Origin of the sequence: Fictibacillus sp. 5RED26 (genome assembly GCF_015903895.1) — a bacterium.
Classification (GTDB): Bacteria; Bacillota; Bacilli; order Bacillales; family Fictibacillaceae; genus Fictibacillus; species Fictibacillus phosphorivorans.
In genome coordinates this window covers 68137-93716 of record NZ_JACZDU010000004.1, presented here as the reverse complement: position 1 = coordinate 93716, position 25580 = coordinate 68137, and the positions used below count along the sequence as shown (strand labels likewise).

Annotated in this window: 21 protein-coding genes, 2 tRNA genes and 1 other annotated feature; all 23 genes read left to right on the top strand. The window is 40.8% G+C overall.

What is annotated here, in order from left to right:
• The first annotated feature begins 43 nt into the window (after nucleotides 1–43).
• The 23 genes from IHV10_RS15345 to yihA all read left to right on the top strand — a co-directional run bounded on the left by IHV10_RS15345 (nucleotide 44) and on the right by yihA (nucleotide 25302).
• On the top strand, nucleotides 44–1081 hold the full coding sequence (locus IHV10_RS15345; RefSeq protein ID WP_137790655.1) for a GerMN domain-containing protein: 1038 nt from the start codon (nucleotides 44–46) through the stop codon (nucleotides 1079–1081).
• A 427-nt stretch (nucleotides 1082–1508) separates the two neighbouring features.
• A complete protein-coding gene (locus IHV10_RS15340) occupies nucleotides 1509–2117 on the top strand; it encodes an XTP/dITP diphosphatase (RefSeq protein WP_231619584.1) in 609 nt (202 codons plus the stop codon).
• Complete coding sequence (locus tag IHV10_RS15335; RefSeq protein WP_197131426.1) at nucleotides 2102–2632, top strand: metallophosphoesterase family protein; 531 nt, start codon at nucleotides 2102–2104, stop codon at nucleotides 2630–2632. The genes IHV10_RS15340 and IHV10_RS15335 overlap by 16 nt, the downstream gene beginning before the upstream one ends.
• A gap of 81 nt (nucleotides 2633–2713) precedes the next feature.
• A tRNA-Gly gene (locus tag IHV10_RS15330) sits at nucleotides 2714–2787 on the top strand.
• Nucleotides 2788–2975: 188 nt separating this feature from the next.
• A tRNA-Arg gene (locus tag IHV10_RS15325) sits at nucleotides 2976–3052 on the top strand.
• A 304-nt stretch (nucleotides 3053–3356) separates the two neighbouring features.
• Nucleotides 3357–4259, top strand: coding sequence for a branched-chain-amino-acid transaminase (gene ilvE / locus IHV10_RS15320; protein ID WP_153237714.1), 903 nt, complete (start codon nucleotides 3357–3359; stop codon nucleotides 4257–4259).
• Nucleotides 4260–4283: 24 nt separating this feature from the next.
• Nucleotides 4284–5951 (top strand): dihydroxy-acid dehydratase, encoded by a 1668-nt coding sequence (gene ilvD / locus IHV10_RS15315; RefSeq protein WP_197131423.1) that lies wholly within the window; start codon nucleotides 4284–4286, stop codon nucleotides 5949–5951.
• A gap of 3 nt (nucleotides 5952–5954) precedes the next feature.
• Nucleotides 5955–6219: a binding site (T-box leader), on the top strand.
• 149 nt (nucleotides 6220–6368) lie between these two features.
• Nucleotides 6369–8087, top strand: coding sequence for an acetolactate synthase large subunit (ilvB, locus tag IHV10_RS15310; protein WP_197131420.1), 1719 nt, complete (start codon nucleotides 6369–6371; stop codon nucleotides 8085–8087).
• Complete coding sequence (gene ilvN, locus IHV10_RS15305) at nucleotides 8084–8602, top strand: acetolactate synthase small subunit (protein WP_066396617.1); 519 nt, start codon at nucleotides 8084–8086, stop codon at nucleotides 8600–8602. Before ilvB ends, ilvN begins: the two co-directional genes overlap by 4 nt.
• A 15-nt stretch (nucleotides 8603–8617) precedes the next feature.
• On the top strand, nucleotides 8618–9643 hold the full coding sequence (gene ilvC, locus IHV10_RS15300; protein WP_197131416.1) for a ketol-acid reductoisomerase: 1026 nt from the start codon (nucleotides 8618–8620) through the stop codon (nucleotides 9641–9643).
• A complete protein-coding gene (locus tag IHV10_RS15295; RefSeq protein ID WP_197131413.1) occupies nucleotides 9630–11171 on the top strand; it encodes a 2-isopropylmalate synthase in 1542 nt (513 codons plus the stop codon). The genes ilvC and IHV10_RS15295 overlap by 14 nt, the downstream gene beginning before the upstream one ends.
• An 18-nt stretch (nucleotides 11172–11189) precedes the next feature.
• Entirely contained in the window at nucleotides 11190–12284 is a 1095-nt protein-coding gene (leuB, locus tag IHV10_RS15290) for a 3-isopropylmalate dehydrogenase (protein WP_197131410.1), read from the top strand.
• 14 nt (nucleotides 12285–12298) lie between these two features.
• Nucleotides 12299–13735: a 3-isopropylmalate dehydratase large subunit gene (gene leuC / locus IHV10_RS15285; protein ID WP_197131407.1), complete on the top strand. Its 1437-nt coding sequence runs from the start codon at nucleotides 12299–12301 to the stop codon at nucleotides 13733–13735.
• The gene (gene leuD / locus IHV10_RS15280) at nucleotides 13722–14315 is read left to right on the top strand and encodes a 3-isopropylmalate dehydratase small subunit (protein WP_197131404.1); all 594 of its coding nucleotides are present in this window, start codon (nucleotides 13722–13724) and stop codon (nucleotides 14313–14315) included. The genes leuC and leuD overlap by 14 nt, the downstream gene beginning before the upstream one ends.
• Before the next feature lie 43 nt (nucleotides 14316–14358).
• The gene (gene ilvA, locus IHV10_RS15275) at nucleotides 14359–15312 is read left to right on the top strand and encodes a threonine ammonia-lyase (RefSeq protein WP_197131401.1); all 954 of its coding nucleotides are present in this window, start codon (nucleotides 14359–14361) and stop codon (nucleotides 15310–15312) included.
• Nucleotides 15313–15547: 235 nt separating this feature from the next.
• Nucleotides 15548–16567 carry a tetratricopeptide repeat protein gene (locus IHV10_RS15270; RefSeq protein ID WP_197131397.1) on the top strand — a complete coding sequence of 340 codons (1020 nt, stop codon included), beginning with the start codon at nucleotides 15548–15550 and terminating at the stop codon, nucleotides 16565–16567.
• A gap of 106 nt (nucleotides 16568–16673) precedes the next feature.
• Complete coding sequence (gene tig / locus IHV10_RS15265) at nucleotides 16674–17966, top strand: trigger factor (protein ID WP_197131395.1); 1293 nt, start codon at nucleotides 16674–16676, stop codon at nucleotides 17964–17966.
• Nucleotides 17967–18297: 331 nt separating this feature from the next.
• Complete coding sequence (gene clpX / locus IHV10_RS15260) at nucleotides 18298–19572, top strand: ATP-dependent protease ATP-binding subunit ClpX (RefSeq protein ID WP_191751861.1); 1275 nt, start codon at nucleotides 18298–18300, stop codon at nucleotides 19570–19572.
• A 231-nt stretch (nucleotides 19573–19803) separates the two neighbouring features.
• Complete coding sequence (locus tag IHV10_RS22970; protein WP_255552015.1) at nucleotides 19804–19926, top strand: hypothetical protein; 123 nt, start codon at nucleotides 19804–19806, stop codon at nucleotides 19924–19926.
• A gap of 12 nt (nucleotides 19927–19938) precedes the next feature.
• On the top strand, nucleotides 19939–20085 hold the full coding sequence (locus IHV10_RS15255; RefSeq protein WP_197131392.1) for a hypothetical protein: 147 nt from the start codon (nucleotides 19939–19941) through the stop codon (nucleotides 20083–20085).
• 452 nt (nucleotides 20086–20537) lie between these two features.
• Nucleotides 20538–22205 carry an ATP-dependent protease LonB gene (lonB, locus tag IHV10_RS15250; RefSeq protein WP_197131389.1) on the top strand — a complete coding sequence of 556 codons (1668 nt, stop codon included), beginning with the start codon at nucleotides 20538–20540 and terminating at the stop codon, nucleotides 22203–22205.
• Between the two features lie 194 nt (nucleotides 22206–22399).
• Entirely contained in the window at nucleotides 22400–24718 is a 2319-nt protein-coding gene (gene lon / locus IHV10_RS15245; protein WP_197131386.1) for an endopeptidase La, read from the top strand.
• On the top strand, nucleotides 24715–25302 hold the full coding sequence (gene yihA / locus IHV10_RS15240) for a ribosome biogenesis GTP-binding protein YihA/YsxC (protein ID WP_197131383.1): 588 nt from the start codon (nucleotides 24715–24717) through the stop codon (nucleotides 25300–25302). The genes lon and yihA overlap by 4 nt, the downstream gene beginning before the upstream one ends.
• The last annotated feature ends 278 nt before the right edge of the window (nucleotides 25303–25580 follow it).

Genomic DNA, 25580 nt, shown 5'->3' with positions numbered 1-25580 from the left:
ACATAATAGTACAAACCACTTGAGGAGGGAAAGTATGCGCAAAATGATGAAGTCAGGAGCACCGCTTATCATATTATCAGCTTCATTGCTGGTATCAGGTTGCGGACTATGGGGAGAGAAAGCAGGAAATGAGCTTGATCCCCCTAAAGTGAATTACGTGAAAGAAGGTCAGTCGCTGGATAAGAAAGACAAAGCGGCTAGTGCAGAGCAAACGAATAAGCGGCAACTGTTTTTATTCGACAGCAACGGGATGGTTGTCCCACAGGTACTGGCTCTTCCAAAGAACGATGAAACGGCTAAACAAGTATTGCAGTATCTTGTAAAAGACGGACCTGTAAGCAATCTGCTCCCTAACGGTTTTCAAGCTGTTCTGCCAGCTGATACAGAAGTGTTATCGGTAAATATCAAAAAGGGGACAGCTACGGCAAATTTTTCAAAGGAATTTACAGAGTATAATGCAGCGGATGAAATGAAGATCTTGCAAGCTATTACATTTACACTTACTCAGTTTGACAACATAAAAAAAGTTAAAATACAAATCGCAGGAAAGAACCAAAATTCAATGCCTGTTAATAATACACCAGTTGGTGACGGTGTGAGTCGTGTTGACGGGATAAATCTCGAAAATGGCAGTGTGGCAGATATCACGAATAGTGAACTCGTAACTCTCTATTTCTTGGCACAGACACAGGATCAAACGTATTATGTACCAGTAACGCGTCGAGTTGCAAAAGAGGGGACAGATAAAGTAACAGCAACAATCGAACATCTAATTGATGGTCCATCTGCAGAAAGCAGCCTTTTAACAGACTTTAGAACAGATGTGAAACTGTTAAGTACACCTGTCGTCAAAGATGGTGTTGTTACATTAAACTTCAATGGAGCTTTGCTGGATAACAAAGAAGAAAGCATGATTGCAGATGAAGTGTTAAATTCAATTGTTCTTTCGCTTACAGAGCTATCTGAAGTGAAGAAAGTGGCGATTAAAGTTGATGGGAAGTCTAAGATATTCAATGAAAAAGGTAAAGAACTTACAGCCCCGGTTTCAAGACCTAAAGAAGTGAATACAGGTGAATTTTAAAATTAAATAGGTTGTGATACAGTAAAGAGGCGAATATTCGTCTCTTTTTTTATTGCTCTGTTGTTTTGAAAGTAGTTGATTTCCGTTTCAGGTGTCTCGCTTTCCGCGGGGCGATCGGTGAGCCCCTTGCCGCTTTGCGCCTTTAAGGGTCTCACCTGACCGCTCGTCCCGCAGGAGTCTCAAACCTTACACTCCAATCAACTTTGTCGACGATGAGAATGAACATGCAAAAGTAACAATCTTTTGCAAGCGAAATGAGAAGAGCTTTGGACAACCTTTGTACTTTTAAAGTATTTGATTCCGCTTTATGTCCCTCGCATTCCATTCCAAATGGGAGGCGTACATTTTATAGTTGAAGACGCTTCACCAAATGACAGTAATATCACAATCCTATAGAAAAACTTTTTACAAAACGGAGGCGTACCTAATGAAAATTTTAGTTGCAACAAAAAATAAAGGTAAAGCAAAAGAATTTCAATCGATGTTAGGAAGTTTTGGGGTTGAGATCCTCACTTTAAACGATATTGAAGGAAGTCCTGACGTTGAAGAAACTGGAGTCACTTTTGAAGAGAACGCTATTTTAAAAGCTGAAACCATCTCTAAACAGATGAATATTCCTGTTATCGCGGATGACTCAGGATTAGAGATCCATGCTTTAGAAGGACGACCTGGCGTTTATTCAGCTAGGTATGCAGGTATACATAAAAGTGATGAAGAGAACATGAACAAAGTCTTAGAAGAACTTCAGAATGTTGAAGATAACGATAGAAACGCTCAGTTTGTATGTGCTTTGGCTTTTGCGAGACCTCAAAAAGAAACGCTAGTTGTAAAAGGGGAGTGTAAAGGTCAGATTTTAAGAGAAAAGAAGGGAACGGAAGGTTTCGGGTATGATCCGATTTTCTTTCTTCCTCAATTAAATCGTTCGATGGCAGAGTTAGCAAAAGAAGAAAAAAATAAAATTAGTCATAGAGCAATAGCTTTGGAAAAACTAAAAAAACTGATCAATGAGGAGGATCTCTTATGGGAAAAGCCTTAATCGTTAGTGATAGTCACGGGTTAACAGATGAGTTAGAAACATTAAAGAGCCGCTATCAAAATGAAGTAGATCTTATGATCCATTGCGGTGATTCAGAGCTTTCGACATCATCTAAAGAAATGTCTGGATTTGTAACGGTTAAAGGTAATATGGATTATTTAGGCGATGATTTTCCTAACGAAGCCATTGAGCTGTTGGGAGATACTTGTATATATATAACACATGGTCATTTATACGATGTAAAAGTGTCTTTTCTTTCACTAGCATACAGGGCAGAGGAAACAGGTGCAGCAATTGCTTGTTTTGGGCATTCACACGTAGCTGAAGCCTTTGAACGTGAGGGAATGATCTTTATTAATCCTGGGAGTATCAGGCTGCCTAGAGGTTCTTTTGAAAAGACATATGCGTTGTTGGAGATTGAAGATAATAGGATATCGGTAAGTTTTTATTCACTCAATGGTATACGTATCGATCAGTTAAGTAGAACATTTGAAAAAAAAACAGTTAGAAAATAAAAAAATTGAGAAAATGGGTTGACTATAATTTAGATATCATGTATATTTAGTTATGTCGTCGCGACAAGGTCTAAATTGTCTGCGGGTGTAGTTTAGTGGTAAAACAAGAGCCTTCCAAGCTCTGGTCGTGAGTTCGATTCTCATCACCCGCTCCATTTGTTTTTCTCACGTTCAAATGGTCCATGAAAAGTTACATCTGAAGTTAACAGATCTTACAATTAAAATGCATGATAAAAATATATTTGTATCCACAGTCGACGGGTGGAACAAATCACTGTGTGCCCGCAGCGCATGGTAATTGCGGAAAGCGCCATTACTATGCGAAAGGGGCTCCAATACATATGTCCCAGTAGCTCAGCCGGATAGAGCATACGCCTTCTAAGCGTACGGTCGGGAGTTCGAATCTCTCCTGGGACGCCATAATACTTACATAATTACAACTTTTCGACACGCTTGATGTCCTCTATTAAAGGATATCAAGCGTGTTTTTTTATTTTTGATGAAAGCGCTTTAAAAATGTTTACAATGCAACGCGTTAAAGCTTCAAAACCTTATGGGCATGGGAATGAAAGCGTGTACAAAATAACTGAAAAGTCAGAATTCGGTGAAATATCGAAAATTCGGTGTTGATTCTTTAATAAGATGGGCGTAATATTGTCAACAATTATTAAATTATTTTTAAAAAATTCAAATAATTCAAATTGACACGTAAAGGAGGATCACGATGCAGGAGCAATGGGTTTATGTTAATGGTGAGCACGTATTAAAGGAAGACGCCAAAGTCTCAGTTTACGATCATGGATTTTTATATGGAGATGGGGTGTTTGAAGGTATTCGAGTCTATAACGGAAATGTATATCGGCTAGACGAACATCTTCAGCGTTTATACGAATCAGCTCAATCCATTATGCTGACAATTCCACACACTAAAGAAGAACTAACAGACATCATCGTTCAAACGCTCCAGAAAAACAAATATCGTGATGCTTATATTCGACTAGTTATCTCACGAGGAAAAGGAAACTTAGGGTTGGACCCTTTTACATGCGGCCAACCGGGAGTCATTGTCATTGCAGAACAGCTTGCACTATTTCCTAAAAAACTTTATGAAACAGGTTTAGAAATCATAACGGTGGCAAGCAGAAGGAACCGTCCGGATGTGTTAAGTCCTAAAGTTAAATCGCTAAACTACCTAAACAATATCTTAGTTAAGATCGAGGCTAGTCTTGCTGGAGTTAGTGAAGCATTGATGCTGAACGATCAAGGGTACGTGGCGGAAGGTTCTGCTGATAATGTGTTCATTATCAAAGGAAATACGATCAAGACGCCGCCAGGATACTTAGGAGCTTTAGAAGGAATCACTCGAAACGCGATTGTTGAGATCGCACGAGCACAAGGTTACAACATGGTTGAAGAGCCATTCACGAGACATGATGTTTATGTGGCAGATGAAGTATTTCTAACTGGAACTGCAGCTGAAGTTATTGCGGTAGTAAAAGTTGATGGAAGAGTAATCGGAAACGGAGCACCAGGTGAACATACGAACAAACTTTTAAAATCCTTCAGAGAAAAAGTAGTTGAAGAAGGAGTTAAGGTGTATCCGAACCAAGCTGTTCAAGCTGGATAAAAGAAGTATAGGAGTGTTACAGATATGCGCAGTAATATGATCAAGCAAGGAATCGATAGAGCCCCGCACAGAAGTCTTCTCCACGCAGCGGGAGTTGCACCAGAGGATATGGATAAACCTTTTATCGGTGTTTGTAATTCCTATGTTGATATTATTCCGGGGCATATGCATCTAAACAAAGTAGGTGAATGGGTAAAAGAAGCCATTAGAGAAGCTGGTGGAATTCCGTTCGAATTTAATACGATCGGCGTAGACGATGGAATTGCGATGGGGCATATCGGTATGAGGTATTCACTTCCAAGCAGAGAGGTCATCGCAGACGCAGCAGAAACGGTTATCAACGCCCATTGGTTCGACGGTGTGTTCTACATACCTAACTGTGACAAGATCACGCCTGGTATGTTAATGGCAGCTGTAAGGACGAATGTTCCGGCAGTATTTGTTTCAGGTGGTCCAATGGAAGCCGGAAAGTCTATGGCAGGAAAATCCCTATCCCTTGCCTCGGTATTTGAAGGAGTAGGTTCTCATTTAGCTGGAAAGATGACGAGGGAAGAACTTTTAGAACTCGAAACGAGTGCTTGCCCGACTTGTGGATCATGCTCAGGTATGTTTACAGCCAACAGCATGAATTCCATTATGGAGATGCTAGGTATTACACTGCCGGGTAACGGAACGATCGTAGCTACCTCAGACGAAAGAAGAGAACTGATCAAAGAGGCTGCAACGTCACTTATGGATCTTGTGAAAAACAATATAAAACCAAGAGATATTATAACGAAAGAAGCAATTGATGACGCATTTGCATTAGACATGGCGATGGGTGGCTCAACGAATACCGTTCTTCATATGCTTGCTATCGCAAATGAAGCTGAGATTGATTATGACTTATCATCAATCAACGAGATCGCAGAGCGAATTCCATATTTATCAAAGATCAGTCCTGCATCGGATTATTCCATGCAAGATGTTCACAGAGCAGGCGGTGTCAGTGCGATCATCAATGAACTCTGTAGAATGGAAGGTGCCATCCATAACGATCGGTTAACGATAAGTGGAGAAACGTTAGAGCACCGAGTCCGGCATGCGGAAATTATGGATGATGATGTTATTCGTAGGAAAGGTAATGCTTACTCGCCAGTAGGCGGTTTATCTATACTTTATGGAAATATTGCACCAGATGGCTGTGTGATCAAAGTGGGAGCTGTTGATCCTTCAATAAAAACATTTCAAGGCGAGGCGATCGTCTATGAATCCCAAGAAGAAGCGATCGAAGGCATTAATAATGGTGAAGTAAGAGAAGGGCATGTCGTTGTCATTCGATACGAAGGACCGAAGGGTGGACCAGGTATGCCGGAGATGCTCTCTCCCACATCAGCTATTGCTGGAAGGGGATTGAGTACGAAAGTAGCACTGATCACGGATGGCAGATTTTCTGGAGCGTCTCGGGGAATCTCTATCGGTCACATCTCGCCAGAAGCGGCACAAGGCGGACCTATCGCGTTCGTGAATAATGGTGATCCAATCTTAATTGATCTAGTAAATAGAACGATTCACGTTTTATTAACGGAAGAAGACTTAAAAGAACGAAAAGAAGGTTGGGTGAAACCAGAGCCGAAGATCAAAAAAGGCTACCTCGCACGCTATGCGGCGCTCGTAACATCAGCTAATACTGGAGGAATCTTAAAAATTTAAAACAATAAAACGATGACGGAGAACAATGGTAGATGTGGGGTACTCAGAGAACCGGTGGTTGCTGTGAACCGGTTATCCCTAATACCAGGACATCCCTCCTGAGTGTCCTTTTGAACGTTTTTTAGTAGGAAGGGCCAAGCGATAAGACCATTATTTATCGCTTGTTATCAAATGACGATTATTTCGTCTTGAGGCAGTTCTTGCGTATATGAGCATGAACTGTGAATAAGGGTGGTACCGTGGAAAAGAAAACTTTTTCACCCCTTTGGATAGGATTAACCTGTCCATTTGGGTGGAGAAGTTTTTTTATTTTTTTTTTTAGACGTTGTTGCCCTTTTGGTTATTTTCCAAGAGCAACAACTGATTCCCGAAACATCTTTTACCAAGTAAAGGTTCGAAGTTAAAGGAGGAATGAAAATGAAGGCCAGTTGGGTGGCTGAAAAAAAATCAGTCGAAACTTCATTAGTCTCTGGTGCTGAACTATTTATTCAAGGGTTGCAGGATGAGAAAGTTGAAGTTCTGTTTGGTTATCCGGGAGGTGCTGTACTTCCAATCTATGATGCCCTCTACAAATCAGAGATGAAACATGTTCTAACGAGGCATGAACAAGGAGCTATTCATGCCGCGCAAGGCTATGCAAGAGTAACGGGGAAGCCAGGCGTTGTGTTAGCAACGTCAGGGCCAGGTGCTACAAACCTTGTTACAGGTATAGCGGATGCGATGATCGATTCTATTCCTCTTGTTATCTTCACGGGGCAGGTAGCGACGACTGTGATCGGTACGGATGCTTTTCAAGAAGCGGACATCGTCGGGATCACAATGCCGATCACAAAACATAACTATCAAGTTCAGCGGGCAGAAGATCTACCGAGAATTATGAAAGAGGCTTTTCATATAGCCAACACTGGAAGAAAAGGACCTGTTTTAATCGATGTACCGAAAGATGTTGCGGTTAAAACAGCTGAAGTTAAAGAGGTTGCTGGTATTCATCTTCCGGGTTACCAACCAACATTAAAACCCAATATTCTTCAAGTGAAAAGATTGAATGAAGCCTTGTTGCAAGCGAAAAGACCTGTCCTCTTAACAGGTGCGGGGGTACTGGCAGCAGGTGCTGAAAAAGAGTTGGTCGCGTTCGCGGAATATCACCAGATACCGGTTGCTCAGACCCTTTTAGGCCTAGGTGGATTTCCAGCTGAACACCCGCTTTGCTTAGGGATGGCAGGAATGCATGGAACATACGCGAGCAACATGGCACTTTATGACTGCGATCTATTAATTGGTGTTGGGGCTAGGTTTGATGACAGGTTAACTGGAAACTTGGATCATTTTGCTAAAAAAGCAGTGGTTGCTCATATCGATATTGATCCAGCTGAAATCGGAAAAAATGTTCCAACTGAAATTCCCATTGTGGGGTGTGCGAAAGAAACACTTTCAGCATTAAACCAGACGAGAGTCGATAAAGGAGATTATAACGAGTGGGTAATTCAACTCACTAAGCACAAGACTGAATTTCCTCTTACGTATAAGACAGATGAATCAGAATTGAAACCACAAAAGTTAATGCAGGTTCTTCATGAAGTTACGAAAGGAGAAGCCATCGTAGCTACTGATGTAGGACAGCACCAGATGTGGGCAGCTCAATATTATACATTTTTAGAATCGAACAGATGGATAACGTCTGGAGGACTTGGAACGATGGGATTCGGATTTCCTGCAGCGATTGGAGCAAAAGTTGGAAAGCCGGAGCTCCCGGTAATAGCAGTTGTTGGAGATGGTGGTTTTCAGATGACGCTTCAAGAACTTGGAGTTCTTCAAGATTGGGAACTTCCTGTCATCGTAGTTATTGTGAACAATAAATCTCTCGGAATGGTAAGACAGTGGCAAGAAATTTTTTATGAAAAAAGATTCTCTCACTCTTTGCTTGATATTCAACCTGACTTTATCAAGCTAGCATCTGCTTACGGAATTGATGGCAAACGTGCTGAAACAGAAAAGGATGTAAGAGAAGCTTTGACGTTCGCTCTTGCGTCCAAAAAACCATTTGTTCTCGATTGTGTTGTTACTGCTGATGAGAATGTATATCCGATGATCGCTCCAGGAAAAGGACTACATGAAATGATTGGAGTGAGAGGATGAGACGTATCATTTCAGCAACGGTTCTAAACGAAAGTGGTGTATTGAATCGTTTGACCGGATTGCTGACAAAACGCCAGTTCAACATAGAGAACATTACGGTTGGACATACAGAAGATCCAGCCGTTTCAAAAGTAACATTAACGGTTTGGGTAGAAGATGATCGTAAAGCTGAACAACTTGTTAAACAGCTTCATAAGCAGATTAATATTCTAAAAGTTCGTGATCTGACAAACATGGCGCTCGTTTCTAGAGAACTTGCGCTCATCAAAGTTCTAACAACACCTGATACGCGCAGCGAGATCAAAATGCTGATCGAGCCGTTTCGAGCAACCGTCCTTGATGTATCACTCGAAAACGTAACGCTTGAAGTTACGGGGGATGGAGAAAAGATAGATGCGTTGATCGAACTGCTGCGTCCATATGGAATCAAAGAGATTTCAAGGACCGGTGTTACAGCTATACCTCGCGGAACACAAAAGAAAGTACTTGAGCTTCACCCCTATTCTATTATGTAAAGGAGAATGATGATAATGGCAAAAGTATATTACGAAAACGATCTTTCTAACGATGTATTAAAGAATAAGAAGGTAGCGGTAGTAGGTTATGGTTCTCAAGGGCATGCTCATGCATTGAACCTAAAGGATAGCGGCTATGATGTTGTAGTTGGTGTGCGGGAGGGTCGTTCATTTGACGAAGCAGTTAAAGATGGATTTGAGGTATATCCTGTTCGGGAAGCGGCTAGGCTAGCGGAAGTCGTAATGGTTCTATTACCAGATGAAAGGCAACCTGAAGTTTACAAAAATGAAATTTTACCTGAACTGTCTCCGGGCAATGCACTCGTTTTTGCTCACGGGTTCAACGTTCACTATCACCAAGTGGTACCACCTCAAGATGTGGATGTATTTTTAGTTGCTCCTAAAGGTCCTGGTCATCTTGTTAGACGTACATTTGAATCAGGTGAAGGAGTTCCAGCGCTTTTCGCGGTATATCAAGATGCTACAGGCACTGCCCGTGAAACTGCACTTAGTTATGCTAAAGGAATTGGTTCTGCTAGAGCTGGAGTGCTCGAAACGACATTCCAAGAAGAAACGGAAACAGACCTTTTTGGTGAACAGGCCGTGTTGTGTGGTGGGTTATCTTCACTGGTCAAAGCAGGATTTGAAACACTAACAGAAGCTGGATATCAGCCAGAGGTTGCCTATTTTGAATGCTTACACGAATTGAAGTTGATCGTTGACCTCATGTACGAAGGTGGTCTAGAGGGGATGAGATATTCAATCTCAGATACTGCTCAGTGGGGAGATTTTCAATCAGGACCACGTGTCATTGATGAAAGAGTAAAAGAATCAATGAAATCCGTTCTGAAAGATGTTCAATCCGGAGAGTTTGCTAAGGGTTGGATCTTAGAGAATCAAGCGAATCGACCTGTGTTCCATGTTGTGAACAATCAAGAGAAGAACCATCCTATTGAAAAAGTAGGGAGGGAACTTCGAGCAATGATGCCGTTCGTAAAATCAAAACAAAAAAAGGAGGCCGTTGCTAGTGCGAAAAATTGAGATCTTTGACACGACTTTGCGTGATGGAGAACAAACAGCAGGGGTCAATCTAAACACGGCTGAAAAAATTGAGATCGCCAAAAGACTAGAACTGCTAGGTGTGGATGTTATGGAAGCAGGCTTTCCTGCTGCATCCAAAGGCGATCTAGATGCCGTAAAAAAAGTAGCTTCTATTGTAAAGAATTCAACGGTTACTGCTTTGGCAAGATCGAACACCTCAGATATTGATTATGCATGGGAAGCTCTAAAAGATTCAGCTGAACCAAGGTTGCACGTTTTTCTGGCAACATCGCCCATTCATATGACATACAAGTTAAAGAAAACACCTGACCAAGTCGTTGAGACGGCGGTTGGTGCAGTCAAATATGCACGGCAAAAGTTCCCTGTCGTGCAATGGTCAGCAGAAGATGCATGTCGGTCAGATCTTGTATTTTTATCGCGTATTGTTGAGAAAGTGATCGATGCTGGTGCAACGGTGATTAACATACCGGATACAGTAGGATTTACGAATCCGGAGGAATACGGAAAGATCTTTCGTTATCTATTAAATAATGTTCCGAACATAGAGAAAGCTATTTTATCTGCTCACTGCCACGATGATTTAGGAATGGCTGTTGCCAATTCTTTATCGGCGATCGAGTATGGTGCGAATCAAGTGGAATGCACGATTAATGGGATTGGTGAAAGAGCAGGAAACGCTTCATTAGAAGAGATTGCAGTAGCATTAGCGATCCGTGAAGACTTTTATCAGGCAAGAACTGACCTTAAGTTAAATGAGATCAGCCGTACGAGTCAGCTTGTAAGCAGGCTGACGGGAATTGCTGTCCCACCGAATAAGGCTGTAGTTGGAAAGAATGCTTTTGCTCACGAGTCAGGAATCCATCAAGATGGTGTGTTAAAAGAAAAATCAACATATGAGATCATCACACCTGAGCTTGTTGGTGTTCCTTCCAATCAACTCGTACTCGGAAAACACTCAGGGCGTCACGCGTTTAAAGATTATTTGCATAAATTAGGTTTTCATCCAGATGAGAACAAGGTTAAGGTTCTATTTGAAGATTTTAAACAACTTGCTGACAAGAAAAAAGAGATGACAGAAGAAGATATTTTCGCTCTACTCATCGATCATAAAATACAACCTGAAGTGCCGTTATATCAATTAAAAGATATTCAAGTAAACTATGGTACGAATCAGATTCCTACTGCAACGTTAAGACTGTTGACTCCAGACGGAAAACTGATTCAAGATGCTGCAACAGGTTCAGGTAGTGTCGAAGCGATCTACAATACACTTGGAAAAATGCTTCCTTCTTCAATCAAGCTGAATGATTATAGAATTCAATCAGTAGGAGCAGGGCGTGACGCTCTTGCTCAAGTATTTGTTCAGATCGTCAGTGATGGTCATGAGATAAACGGAAGCGGAACGGCGCAAGATGTTTTAGAAGCTTCAGCTAAAGCTTATGTTCACGCCTATAATAAGCTTCAGCTTCAAGATGAAAAGAAAAGTTATGAAGCGATGAGTATCTAAATTTAGGAGGGATGTTAGATGAAAAAGAGAATAGCAGTTTTGCCAGGAGACGGGATCGGTCCGGAAGTGATCAAGGGTGCTTTGCAAGTTTTAGATGGTGTAGCGACGCGGTTTGGTCATGAATTTGAGACGATTGAACAAGTATTTGGAGGTGCTGCTATTGACCAGGAAGGTAATCCTCTCCCTGATACCACACTAAAAGCTTGCCATGACAGCGATGCTGTTCTGCTCGGAGCGGTTGGTGGTCCAAAATGGGATCAAGGGAGTGTTCGGCCAGAACAAGGGTTACTCGCTTTACGAAAAGCGATGAACGTGTATGCAAACGTAAGACCTGTTCACGTTTATCCTGGTCTTGAACATCTATCACCTCTTAAATCGAATAAGGTAAAAGGTGCTGACTTTGTATTTGTTCGCGAACTGACCGGTGGGATTTATTTTTCAGAGCCGAAAGAACGGAATGAGAAATGTGCGGTAGATACATTGTCCTATACGCGAGAGGAAATAACGAGAATCGTTGAAAAGGCTTATGAGTTAGCTTCTTCTCGCAGAAGAAAAGTAACATCTGTTGATAAAGCGAACGTTCTTGAAACGAGCAAGTTGTGGAGAGAAGTCGTGGAGGATGTAGCTAAAAAGTATCCAAACATCGAAACAGAACACTTGCTGGTAGATTATGCTGCCATGCGGATGATTAGTAATCCTACGAGCTTTGATGTGGTCGTTACTGAAAATATGTTCGGGGATATTCTGTCTGATGAAGCCTCTGTTCTTACAGGTTCGTTAGGAATGATGCCTTCTGCTTCTCTTAGTGAGAACGGTCCTGGACTATATGAGCCTATACATGGATCAGCACCTGATATCGCAGGAAGCGGGAAAGCAAATCCGATCGGTATGATCCTTAGTGTTGCGATGATGCTTCGTCATTCGTTCCAACTTGAGAAAGAAGCGGAGGCTGTTGAACTTGCTGTCTTCGAAACGCTGCAGGCAGGGTATCGAACACAAGATATCTTTGGAGAAAGCGGAACGCTAGTAACGACAAAAGAAATGGTCAATCAAATACATTTTAGAATGTTGGAAGATTCAACGAGTGCAACTCTTCTAGAGGTTTATGTGTAGGGAGGTAGATTTCTGTGAGTAAAACAATAATAGATAAACTTTGGGATAGCCATATTGTCGTAGAAGAGGAAAATAAACCAGACCTGCTCTACATTGATCTGCACCTCATTCATGAAGTGACATCACCTCAGGCATTTGCGGGTTTAAGAGAAAAAAATAGAACTGTCAGAAAGCCGGAGCTTTGCTTTGCGACGATGGATCATAATATCCCGACGGTCGATCGATTCAATATAAAAGACGAAACATCACGCTTGCAAGTGCAAACTCTTGAAAAAAACTGTGCGGAATTCGGTATTCAACTTGAGGGATTGAACTCTGAATTACAAGGGATTGTTCATGTTATAGGGCCAGATCTGGGTCTGACGCTGCCTGGGAAAACAATTGTATGTGGAGATAGTCATACATCAACACACGGTGCATTCGGAGCGCTCTCTTTCGGAATTGGCACGAGCGAAGTTGAACATGTTCTTGCTACACAAACGTTGTGGCAGAACAAACCAAAACAGATGAACGTTAAGATTGAAGGAGAGTTAGGTTTTGGTGTTACAGCCAAAGACGTCATCTTATGGTTCATAGCGAAATATGGAACGAATGTCGGTACAGGTTATATCATTGAGTTTTCTGGTAGCACCGTTAGGAAATTTTCGATGGAAGAACGAATGACTCTTTGTAATATGTCTATTGAAGCTGGAGCAAAAGCATCGATCGTTTCTCCTGATGAAGTTACCTTTTCATATATTTCAGGTAAGCGCTATGCTCCAAAGAATCAAGACTTTCTGGAAAGTTGTAAAAGATGGAGACAGCTTGCAAGTGATGAGAATGCTAGATTTGATCAAACGATTGAGATTGATGCTTCAGAGATCGAACCAATGGTCACGTGGGGAACGACTCCATCGATGTGCTTGCCGATCAGCGGAGTGATTCCTGTAGAGGAAAATTCTTCTTCTATAGAAGAGAAGCAATCGTTACGAAATGCACTCCATTACATGGGCTTCAAAGGAAATGAAAAAATAGAGCATATACCTGTGCAACACGTGTTTATTGGATCTTGTACAAATTCAAGACTTAGTGACCTACTTCAAGCTTCTAAAGTTGTTGAAGGTAGGAATGTACACCCCGAAGTCCGGGCGATCGTAGTTCCTGGATCACAAGCAGTAAAAAAAGAAGCGGAGAACCTTGGGCTTCATCAGATTTTTATAGATGCTGGATTCGAATGGCGTGAGTCGGGATGTTCGATGTGTTTAGGTATGAATGATGACGTTGTTCCAGAAGGAGAAAGATGTGCATCTACCTCAAATCGTAATTTTGCTGGGAGGCAAGGAAAGGGTGCGAGGACACACCTTGTCAGTCCAATCATGGCTGCAGCTGCAGCTTTAAATGGGAAATTCACCGATGTTCGTTCCATACTTCCTAAAAAAGAACAGGAGGTAGATCGATATGCCGGGGTTTAAAACGCATCTAGGCAGTGCTGCAGTATTAGACAGAGATCATGTGGATACAGATCAGATCATTCCAAAGCAATTTTTGAAAAAAATTGATAAAGCAGGTTATGGAGAGTTTTTGTTCTTTGATTGGAGATATCATTCTAATGGACAAGAAAACGAAGACTTTGAACTTAACTCACCCGAAACAAAAGAAGCATCCATATTAGTTACCGGTAAAAATTTTGGTTGTGGTTCCTCTAGAGAACATGCACCTTGGGCCTTAAAAGATTATGGATTTCAAGTGATTATCGCTGAAAGCTTTGCTGATATCTTCTTTAACAATTGTGTGAAAAATGGTATCTTACCGATTCGACTCTCGAAAGCAGAGATTCGAAACTTACAGAGCGAAAGAGATGGAAACCTTGTACGAACGTTGAGAGTAGACCTTGAGCAACAACAGGTAGAAAACGAAACGGGAGAGGTATTCCGCTTTGAATTTGATCCGTACTGGAAAAAGATGCTTCTCAACGGATGGGACGAAATATCTGTAACTCTTCAACAGGAAGCATTCATAAAAAAATATGAAGATGAAAGGATTGTGAACTGACAATGGGGATTTAACAATCACAGCGGAACGTTTATTTCACGCATTGGAGGAAGTCTCAAAAATCGCCCACCGTACTCCGCTCAAACAATCCACAACGCTTAACAAATGGACCGGTGGAAACGTGTATATGAAGCTAGAGAACCTTCAGAAAACGGGTTCATTTAAATTAAGAGGAGCTTATTACAAAGTTTCAACCCTAAACGAACTAGACTGCGCGAGGGGTGTGATCGCAGCATCAGCTGGCAACCATGCACAAGGATTGGCGCTTTCCTGTTCACTGCGTGGAATAAACTCTAAGATCTTCATGCCTGAAAATGCACCGCTTTCCAAGATAGACGCCGTAAAATCGTATGGAGCAGATATCGTTTTAGAAGGTGATAATTATCAGGCGGCATATGAAGCAGCAAAAAGGGAAGAAGAGAACAACGGAGGAGTCTTTGTTCACCCTTTTGATGATTACGATGTGATCGCTGGACAAAGTACCGTAGCTCTAGAGATGCTGCAACAAAAACCAGAACTAAAAACGATTGTTGTACCAGTAGGAGGCGGAGGGCTATTGGCTGGAATCGCTCTCGCCGTAAAGTCAATCAGACCAGATGTGCGAGTAGTTGGCGTGCAATCGGCGAATGCCAGTGCGGTATATCAAGCCTTCACAGGCGCTTCTAGAAAAACGTTAACTCGCTGTACATCGATCGCGGATGGAATCGCGGTTGTTAAGCCTGGAGATATTACTGTTCCTGTGATCTCAAAATATGTTGACGAAATGGTCACCGTGACGGAAGAGCAAATTGCATATGCGATGATGTTTATGCTTGAACGTGAAAAGGTGGTCGTAGAGGGTGCAGGCGCGGCTAGTTTGGCGGCAGTTATGTTTCACAGCCGTCTTGCTCTCGATCAAAAAGTTGGGCTCATCATCAGTGGCGGTAATGTAGACCCGGTTAAATGGTCATTATATAAAGGGATGGCCGATAAGGTGAACTTGAAAAGAATTAGTTAATAAAGAGGCTTGCTTAGAAGAGATATCTTTTGAGTAAGCCTTTTGGTTTGGTTATGCTTAACAAACTACTTACAAAAGCAACAAAGGGTACGATAAAAGCCGTTAATGAAGAAGTTTAGCATTTTCTCACTGCGTGTTAAAGTGGAATTCAGGTTTGTAACTTCTTAGTTATCTTGAGTTCACCTCGCGAAACTGCTATTCTTTAGTCAAATATTAATGGAAGCGGAGAGTTGTGATGACTAACGAAAAGAACAACAAAAACAATATCGTTCGGTTTCCTAACTTAAATGGACGTCTTTTAGAAAAAGGAATGGATTCTTTAAAAAGTAAAAAATACGATGAATCTTTATCCTGTTTTGAACAATTGCTTTATGCAGACCCAATGCATGCACAAGGTAATCTTGGGCTTGTTTTAAGTTTGGTTGAATTAGGTCGATTACATGAAGCAAAACAGAGATGTGATCGTATGCTTAAAGAAGGGATCGGCGAATATTATGATGTACTTCAAATCTACTTAAGCATATTAGTTCAGTTATCAGAATACATAACCGTTGTTTCAGTGATCGAAGCAGTTCTTGAAGAGCAGAAGATTCCTGCAGACAAAGCTGAAACGTTTTATCAGCTTCTACAGTTCAGTCGTAAAGTAATTGAGCAGGAAGGTGTTCCTGAAGTAAAGAAAGATCCTGAACTTCCAACAGCACCTCCAGCTAATCCTGACTTTCAAGTATTGAAAGAGATGCTTGCAAGCGATCAGGCAGACTCGCAGTGGATGGCTGTACAACAGTTGAAGCGGCTTGGTCCTGACATGATCGTACCGATGTTTGAGTCATTTTTAATAGATGAAAAAAAGCATCCGGCTGTTAAAAGCTTAATTCTGCAATATCTTAAAGAAAATCAAGTAGACAAAATCGTAAGGATAGAGAAATATGGACAATTCACTGAAGTTGACATCGCGAAGCTCACTGATTTAAATGATCATTTCTTTTATAAGGAAGTAAAATCTTTGATTAAAGACGAACTCGAACAAGAGAATCCATCACTGCTCGAGATCGCGCTTGCCGTTTGGAAGGATTATTCACTCGCATTATATCCTTTCTCACCAACTCCAGAGAATAAGGTACTTTGGTTTGAGGCTGCTGTTATGGCAGCGAATATTCTATGTGGGATGGAAGAAGAAACGGATCAAGAAGATGAAGAATTACAAAGAGCAGTAAAGGTTCTCGTCGAATTGGAAAGATTTTATATGCAGACTTAATGAGAAAGTGATGTAACTTGTTGAAATACAGAACGTCTATGCTATAATGGAATGGTTGTAATCTATATGATAGTTATGGAAATACCGATGTTGGAGGGAACATTTAATGACTGCTAAATGGGAAAAGTTAGAAGGTAATCAAGGTGTCTTAACGGTAGAAGTTGAGGCAACTGAAGTAGATACAGCGCTTGATCAAGCGTTCAAAAAAGTTGTAAAGCAAGTTAACGTACCAGGATTCCGTAAAGGGAAAATGCCACGTAGACTTTTTGAACAACGTTTTGGAGTAGAGTCTCTTTACCAAGACGCTCTAGATATCCTATTGCCAAAAGCATACGGAGACGCTGTACAAGAAGCTGGTATCGAGCCAGTCGATCGTCCAGAAGTTGACATCGAAAAAATGGAACAAGGAAGCAACCTTGTTTTCACAGCTAAAGTAATCGTAAAACCAGAAGTTAAACTTGGTGATTACAAAGGTCTTGAAGTTGAAAAGACTGAAACTGAAGTTACAGATGAGGATGTTCAAAACGAACTTACTTCTTTACAAGAACAACAAGCTGAACTTGTTGTTAAAGAAGATGGAACAGTTGAGAATGGCGACACTGTAAACATCGATTTCGAAGGATTCGTTGATGGCGAAGCTTTCGAAGGTGGAAAAGCTGAAAACTATTCTCTTGAAATCGGATCTGGATCTTTCATCCCAGGTTTTGAAGAGCAATTAGTTGGTGAAAAAGCTGGTGCTGAAAAAGAAGTTAACGTAAACTTCCCTGAAGAATACCATGCTGAAGAACTAGCTGGTAAGCCTGCTGTTTTCAAAGTAAATATCCACGATATCAAAGCTAAACAACTTCCAGAGCTTAATGACGAGTTCGCTAAAGAAGCTGAAGGCGATGCTGAAACTCTAGAAGATCTTAAAAAAGAACTTCGCACAAAGCTTGAAGAGAGCAAAAAGCAAGAAGCTGAAAACAAAACTCGTGAAACAGTTATCGAAAAAGCTTCTGAGAATGCAGAAATCGATATCCCTGAAGCAATGGTAAACACAGAGCTTGACCGTATGGTTCAAGAATTTGGCCAACGTCTTCAAATGCAGGGTATGAACCTTGAGCTTTACTACCAGTTCTCTGGTACAAGCGAAGAAGCACTTCGTGAGCAAATGAAAGAAGATGCTGGGAAGCGTGTTCGTACTAACCTAGTACTTGAAGCGATCGTTGAAGCTGAAAACATCGAAGTTTCTGAAGAAGAAATCGATGCTGAACTTAGCAAGATGGCTGAAATGTACCAAATGGAAGTAGAACAAATTAAGCAAATGCTTGCTATGCAAGGTGGAAATGATGCAGTAGCAGCTGACTTGAAAGTACGTAAAGCAATTGATTTCCTTTTGGAAAACAGCAAGACTGTTTAATCATTAATTAAATAAGTTCATAAAACTTAAGCAAGGCGCGATCCTTATGTATCGTGCCTTGTTTTGCCATACATATTAAATTTCTATTAAAATACACATCCTATTTGAAAAATAGGTTTTAAATCTTACGGTATTGTTCATACTTATATAGAGCGTTACCATACATATTTATTAAGCGTTATTATTTCCGTTTTAATATGGAAGTGTGATACAATCCATTATAATCAACGGAATGCTTAAGTAGTAGAAAAGATAATCAGACTTTCCTTCAGAGCATATCTGAATTTTAGTCAAGCGTTTCATCCATATTCTCGTTTTAGGGGTGATATCATTGTTTAAGTTTAATGATGAAAAAGGGCAATTAAAATGTTCTTTCTGTGGTAAAACACAAGATCAAGTAAGAAAACTGGTTGCTGGACCAGGTGTATATATTTGTGATGAATGTATCGAACTCTGTACAGAAATCGTAGAAGAAGAATTAGGTACAGAAGAGGATGTAGAATTAAAAGAAGTACCAAAACCAGTAGAAATTCGTAAAATTCTTGACGAGTACGTAATCGGTCAAGGTCAGGCTAAGAAATCTCTTTCTGTAGCCGTTTACAATCATTACAAACGTATCAATTCAACTCAAAAATCAGATGAAGTAGAATTGGCGAAAAGTAATATCGCAATGATCGGACCAACAGGAAGTGGTAAGACACTACTTGCTCAAACGTTGGCTCGTATCTTAAACGTACCTTTTGCTATTGCCGATGCTACATCTTTAACAGAAGCTGGATATGTTGGTGAGGATGTAGAGAACATTCTACTCAAATTAATCCAGTCTGCTGACTACGATGTAGAAAAAGCAGAAAAGGGAATCATCTATATTGATGAAATCGATAAGATTGCACGTAAATCTGAAAATCCTTCTATCACAAGAGATGTTTCTGGTGAAGGCGTTCAGCAGGCTCTTCTTAAAATCCTTGAAGGTACAGTAGCTAGTGTACCGCCACAAGGAGGAAGAAAACATCCTCACCAAGAGTTCATCCAAATTGACACTACAAACATTCTGTTCATTTGTGGTGGAGCCTTTGATGGTATCGAACAAATCATCAAACGCCGACTTGGTAAGAAAGTGATCGGATTCAGTTCTGAAACGAAACAAGCTGATTTAAAAGCGGGAGAATACTTGTCTAAAGTTCTTCCTGAAGATTTACTTCGCTTTGGTTTAATTCCTGAATTTATCGGTCGTTTACCGGTTATTTCAAACTTAAACCCTCTTGATGAGGAAGCGTTGATTGAAATCTTAACAAAACCTAAAAACGCACTTGTAAAACAATATCAAAAGTTACTGGATATTGACGGTGTCGAGCTAGAATTTACCGATGAAGCTCTTCGAGAAATTTCTGCTCAAGCCATTGAACGTAAAACAGGTGCGCGTGGACTTCGTTCGATCATTGAAGGAGTTATGCTTGACGTAATGTTTGAGTTGCCTTCTCGTGAAGATGTTGTTAAGTGTATCGTGACGAAAGAAACGATCTCTGATAAAGTACCACCAACTCTTGAGTTAGAAGACGGTACGGTTATTGAACAATCAAAAGAGACTCCAAAAGAGAGTGCTTAATTTTGAGACCAGCTTATGCTGGTCTTTTTTGTTTGGGAAATTAAAAACTAGACCTGTGATAGTTGTTCGGTAAAATGTTCGTATCATTTTGGGGGGAACAGTATGACTAAAAAAAGTACAAAAGTAGTGTTATTAAATAAATTCAAATCCATTCGCGTATCTGGCTGGCAAGACGATATTTAAGAGATCATACTGATTCTGCGGGAAAAGGAAAAGCAGGGAGTGGATGCATTGGAGTCCGCGCTTTCTCATGCGCACATCGTTGATTCCTGCACAAGAACATCACTCGCTAGGCGCTTTCGTTTAGTGGTCGTCGATGATACGGAAGTCATCTTTGCAGGGATGGAAAGATAAAGCTGGCAAGCGTTGAAGGCGAAACCGCGGCCATTTATTAAAGTTTTTATTGAGTTCTTTTATGATGTGGTCGCACTGGCTAAAATTACGGAGAAAAATTCCGAACTGATTATGAATGATGAAGAGATTAAGAGCGTATTGATGAAGTTAAGTTATTAAAAAGATAGGGCTGACCCCAAAAAGCACTTCACCTGATCTTTGGAGGGTAAGCCCTATTTCATTTTATAGCCTGATTGCGAGTGAGCCGATCCCTATGAGTCAAAGTATGATCTCTATGGGTCGTAACTAGACACCTATGAGTCAAACGAAGACTTCTATGGGTCAAAAAGAGAGGTCTATGAGTCAAACCATAATCTATGGGTCAAATTCATAGATCTATGGGTCAAAATGGACACCCTTTGGGTCAAACAGCAATAAAAGTAAATGAAGCGGTGATATCCAATAGGATTAAAATCAGAATTTCTGATTTGTCATGTTCAATAATGTAAACAGATCTTCATTACATATTGTGACCTATGTGAAAATTGTCTTTTTAAAAGGTTGACCGTTTAGTTCACCACCTCCTCGGAGATACTATGATTATCACTACATAGGTACCGGGAGGAAAAACAATGAACTGGACTGGCATAGCATTACTTATTCAATTATTCTTTGGGATTGTTATTGGGCTATATTTTTGGAACTTGCTGCGTAACCAGCGTTCTCAAAAAGTAAGTGTGGATAAAGAATCAAGAAAAGAGATGGAGCAGCTTAGAAGAATGCGTTCGATCTCCCTATCAGAACCTCTGTCTGAACGTGTTCGACCTGGAAAGTTTGAAGATATCATCGGACAAGAAGATGGAATAAAAGCGTTGAAAGCTGCTTTATGTGGACCGAATCCTCAGCATGTTATCGTTTACGGCCCTCCAGGAGTGGGGAAGACAGCAGCAGCACGATTAGTATTAGAAGAAGCAAAGCGAAATCAGTCATCTCCTTTTCGTTCTACAGCAGTTTTCGTAGAATTGGATGCTACGACTGCTCGTTTTGACGAGCGAGGCATTGCGGATCCATTGATTGGCTCTGTGCATGATCCGATCTACCAAGGTGCTGGAGCTATGGGACAGGCGGGAATTCCTCAGCCGAAGCAAGGGGCTGTTACGAATGCGCATGGCGGTGTTCTTTTTATAGATGAGATCGGTGAACTTCATCCTATACAAATGAACAAGTTACTCAAAGTTCTAGAGGATCGTAAGGTTTTTTTAGAAAGTGCTTATTATTCGGAAGAGAATGCGAACATACCTCATCATATTCATGATATCTTCCAAAATGGTCTGCCTGCAGATTTCCGAATGATTGGTGCTACTACTCGTATGCCGGAAGAAATACCTCCTGCAATTCGTTCTAGGTGTCTAGAAGTGTTCTTTAGAGAATTGCAGCCAGCTGAAATTGAGCAGATCGCTAAAAGAGCAGCTGATAAGATTCAGTTAGGGATTGATGATGAATCATTATCATACATGGCCCAATATGCTAGAAACGGTCGAGAAGCAGTTAATATGATTCAAATTGCAGCAGGGTTAGCGATCACCGAACAACGGAAAAACATTACAAAGAGCGATGTAGAGTGGGTAACTCACTCAAGTAGAATGGCTCCAAGACCAGAAAGGAAAATTGGAGTCAAACCAAAGATTGGCTTAGTGAATGGTCTTGCTGTATACGGTCCAACAAGCGGAGCGTTGCTTGAGATTGAAACAACCGTACTTCCTGCAAAGAAACAAGGTTCCATTACGATAACAGGAATAGCAGAAGAAGAGAGTATCGGTAATCAATCGAAGTCTATTCGAAGAAAAAGTATGGCAAAAGGTTCAGTGGAGAACGTTATTACAGTACTTCGTTACATGGGAGTAGATGCATCCATGTATGATATCCACGTGAACTTTCCAGGCGGTGGCCCGGTAGACGGTCCATCAGCAGGTATAGCGATTGCATCTTCCATCTACTCAGCTATTCACAACATTAAAATAGATCACGAAATCGCAATGACAGGTGAGATCAGCATACATGGTAAAGTGAAACCAGTCGGTGGAGTGATGGCAAAGATACTAGCTGCGAAAGATGCAGGTGCAAAACGTGTTCTTATCCCGTTTGAGAATAACCAAAAGATTTTCGATACGATTGAAGACGTAGAGATCATTCCAGTAAAAAAACTTTCAGAAGTATTTCAACACGCATTTTTAGATGACGGTGAAGAGCAATCTATTCCTGCGTCTGCTGCCTTAAACTCCCCTCCTTCTTCTGTATAAGGAGAAGTAGGGAGTTTCTTTTTGTTCGGAAAATAGGATGATAAAAAATTTCTATCAGGCTAGGAGAACGTTTTAATAGGAGTTTTCTAACAATCCGAAGCTTACATTAGACAAAGTTAAGCATTATCGGTAGAATTGTACAAAGACTAAGCATATAATTAATGATTACATAGCAGTTTTCGGAGGTGTTTTTAATGGGGGAAAAACGAGTTCTTCCGCTCCTCCCTCTTCGCGGATTGTTGGTCTATCCAACAATGGTACTTCATTTAGATGTAGGAAGAGAAAAATCTATTCAAGCGCTTGAAAAAGTGATGCTTGATGATCAGATGATCTTTCTATCTACTCAAAAAGAAGTTTCTATTGAAGATCCAGCACAAGAGGAAATTTATCATGTAGGAACGTTGTCAAAAGTAAATCAGATGCTCAAACTGCCTAATGGCACGATCAGAGTACTTGTCGAAGGTATTAAACGCGGAGAAATTACTTCGTTCACGGACGAGAAGACCCATGTAGAAGTAGAAGTTGAACTAACAGATGATATTGAAGTGAAAGAAGCCGAAACGGAAGCTCTTATGAGAGCTGTTCTGGCTCAATTCGAACAATACATAAACCTATCGAAAAAAGTAACGCCTGAAACCCTTGCCTCAGTTCAAGATATTACCGAACCTGGACGCTTGGCTGATGTTATTTCTTCACATCTTTCTTTAAAGATCAAAGAAAAGCAAAAAATCCTAGAGATCTTTGATGTGAAAGAAAGACTTGAACACTTACTGGACCTTTTAAACAATGAAAAAGAAGTGCTAGGTCTAGAAAAGAAAATCGGTCAACGCGTTAAAAAGGCGATGGAAAAAACGCAAAAAGAATATTATTTGCGTGAACAGATGAAAGCGATCCAAAAAGAGCTAGGTGATAAAGAAGGCAAAGTTGGGGAAGTGAGTACGCTCAAAGAACGTATCGAATCTTCTGATATGCCTGAGACGGTCATGGAACTTGCAAAAAAAGAACTTGACCGCTATGAAAAGATGCCTAATTCTTCAGCTGAGAGCTCTGTTATCAGAACATATATCGAGTGGCTTGTTAATCTACCTTGGAAACAAGAGACGATTGATAATCTGGATATTCCACATGCGGAAACAGTTCTTAATGAAGATCATTATGGTCTTGAAAAAGTGAAGGATAGAGTCTTAGAATATCTTGCTGTTCAGAAGCTGACAAATTCACTAAAAGGGCCGATCCTTTGTTTAGTTGGACCTCCAGGGGTTGGTAAGACATCGTTAGCAAGGTCGATCGCACGTGCAATAGGCAGGAATTTTGTAAGGATTTCTCTTGGCGGAGTAAGAGACGAAGCTGAGATTAGAGGGCATCGAAGAACATATGTTGGTGCGATGCCAGGCCGATTGATTCAAGGTATGAAGAAAGCTGGAACGATCAATCCTGTGTTCTTGCTTGATGAGATCGATAAGATGTCGAGTGATTTTAGAGGAGATCCTTCCTCTGCGATGCTCGAAGTGCTGGATCCTGAACAGAATAGTACCTTCAGCGATCATTATATCGAAGAGCCGTACGATCTATCTAAAGTCATGTTCGTTACGACAGCAAACTCGCTTTCAACAATTCCAGGTCCGTTATTAGATAGAATGGAAGTTATTTCGATCGCTGGTTATACAGAGGTTGAAAAGCTGCATATTTCTAAAAATCACTTGATTCCAAAACAGTTGAAAGAACATGGATTAAAGAAAAGCCAGATTCAGTTCAAGGATGATTCTATTCTAAAGCTTGTTCGTAATTATACACGTGAAGCGGGTGTGCGTAATTTTGAACGGCAAATTGCAGGATTATGCAGAAAAGCAGCGAAGCAAATTGTATCATCTGAAAAGAAAAAGGTTGTACTTTCTGCTAAAAACCTTGAAGATTATCTTGGTAAACCCCGTTTCCGATATGGTCAAGCAGAACTTGAAGACCAAATTGGTGCAGCGACGGGATTAGCTTATACGACAGCAGGCGGAGATACTCTCTCCATCGAGGTAGCACTATCACCTGGTAAGGGCAAACTGATCTTAACGGGTAAGTTAGGTGATGTTATGAAAGAATCTGCTCAAGCTGCGTTAAGCTACGTTCGCACGAAAGTGGAAGAGCTGGGAATCGACCATGATTTCTATGAAAAAACAGATATTCATATACATGTTCCTGAAGGAGCAACACCAAAGGATGGTCCTTCGGCAGGAATAACCATTGCTACAGCGTTAGTATCAGCACTAACCAAAAAGCCAGTTAGAAAAGATGTGGGGATGACCGGGGAGATTACGCTCAGAGGACGTGTGTTGCCTATTGGTGGTTTGAAAGAAAAATCATTAAGTGCGCATCGAGCAGGAATCAAAACCATCATCCTTCCGAAAGAAAACGAGAAAGACATTGAAGATATTCCACAATCGGTTAAAGAGGGATTATCTTTTATAACCGTATCTCATTTAGATGAGGTATTAAAAGTTGCATTAGCAGGTGATAGAAAGTGAAAGTAAATACAGCGGAAATCGTAATATCGGCAGTCGGACCAAAACAATATCCGGAAGGCAATCTTCCGGAGATTGCTTTGGCAGGACGCTCGAATGTAGGGAAATCGTCTTTTATTAATAAGATGATTCACAGAAAAAATTTAGCACGTACGTCTTCAAAACCTGGGAAAACTCAGACGTTAAACTTTTATATCCTAAATGAAAGTTTTTATTTTGTAGATGTACCTGGCTATGGTTTTGCTAAAGTGTCAAAAACAGAAAGAGAAGCTTGGGGCAAGATGATCGAGCAGTATCTCGTTGAACGCGATCAGTTAAAAGCAGTTGTTCAACTTGTTGACCTTAGACATGCTCCATCAAAAGATGATGTTTTAATGTACGATTGGTTAAAATATCATGAGCTTCCTGTTATTGTAGTCGCTACGAAAAGTGACAAGATCCCAAAAGGGAAATGGGATAAGCATAAAAAAGTAGTCAAGGAAACATTAAACATGGACAAGAGCGATAAGATCGTACTCTTCTCATCTGAAACCGGACAAGGAAAAGATGAAGCGTGGGGCGTACTTAATTCTTATTTATCTAAATAATGACTGTTATAAAATTTTAGCATGACGCCTCTTTGCTAATTGATAATAGTTTTAGGTTTTTAAATCTTTTTATTTACTTCTTTGATTGTTGATTGGAGTGGAAGGTGCGAGACTCCTGCGGGACAGGCCGGCAGGTGAGACACTTAAACGTGTAGCGTACGAATGTGGCTCACCGCCTGCCCCGCGGAAAGCGAGCAACCTGGAATGGAAATCAACTACTTCAGGCGAGCATCGGTGTTACGAAAACAGCCATAACACAAAACCCTCTATGTTTTTTA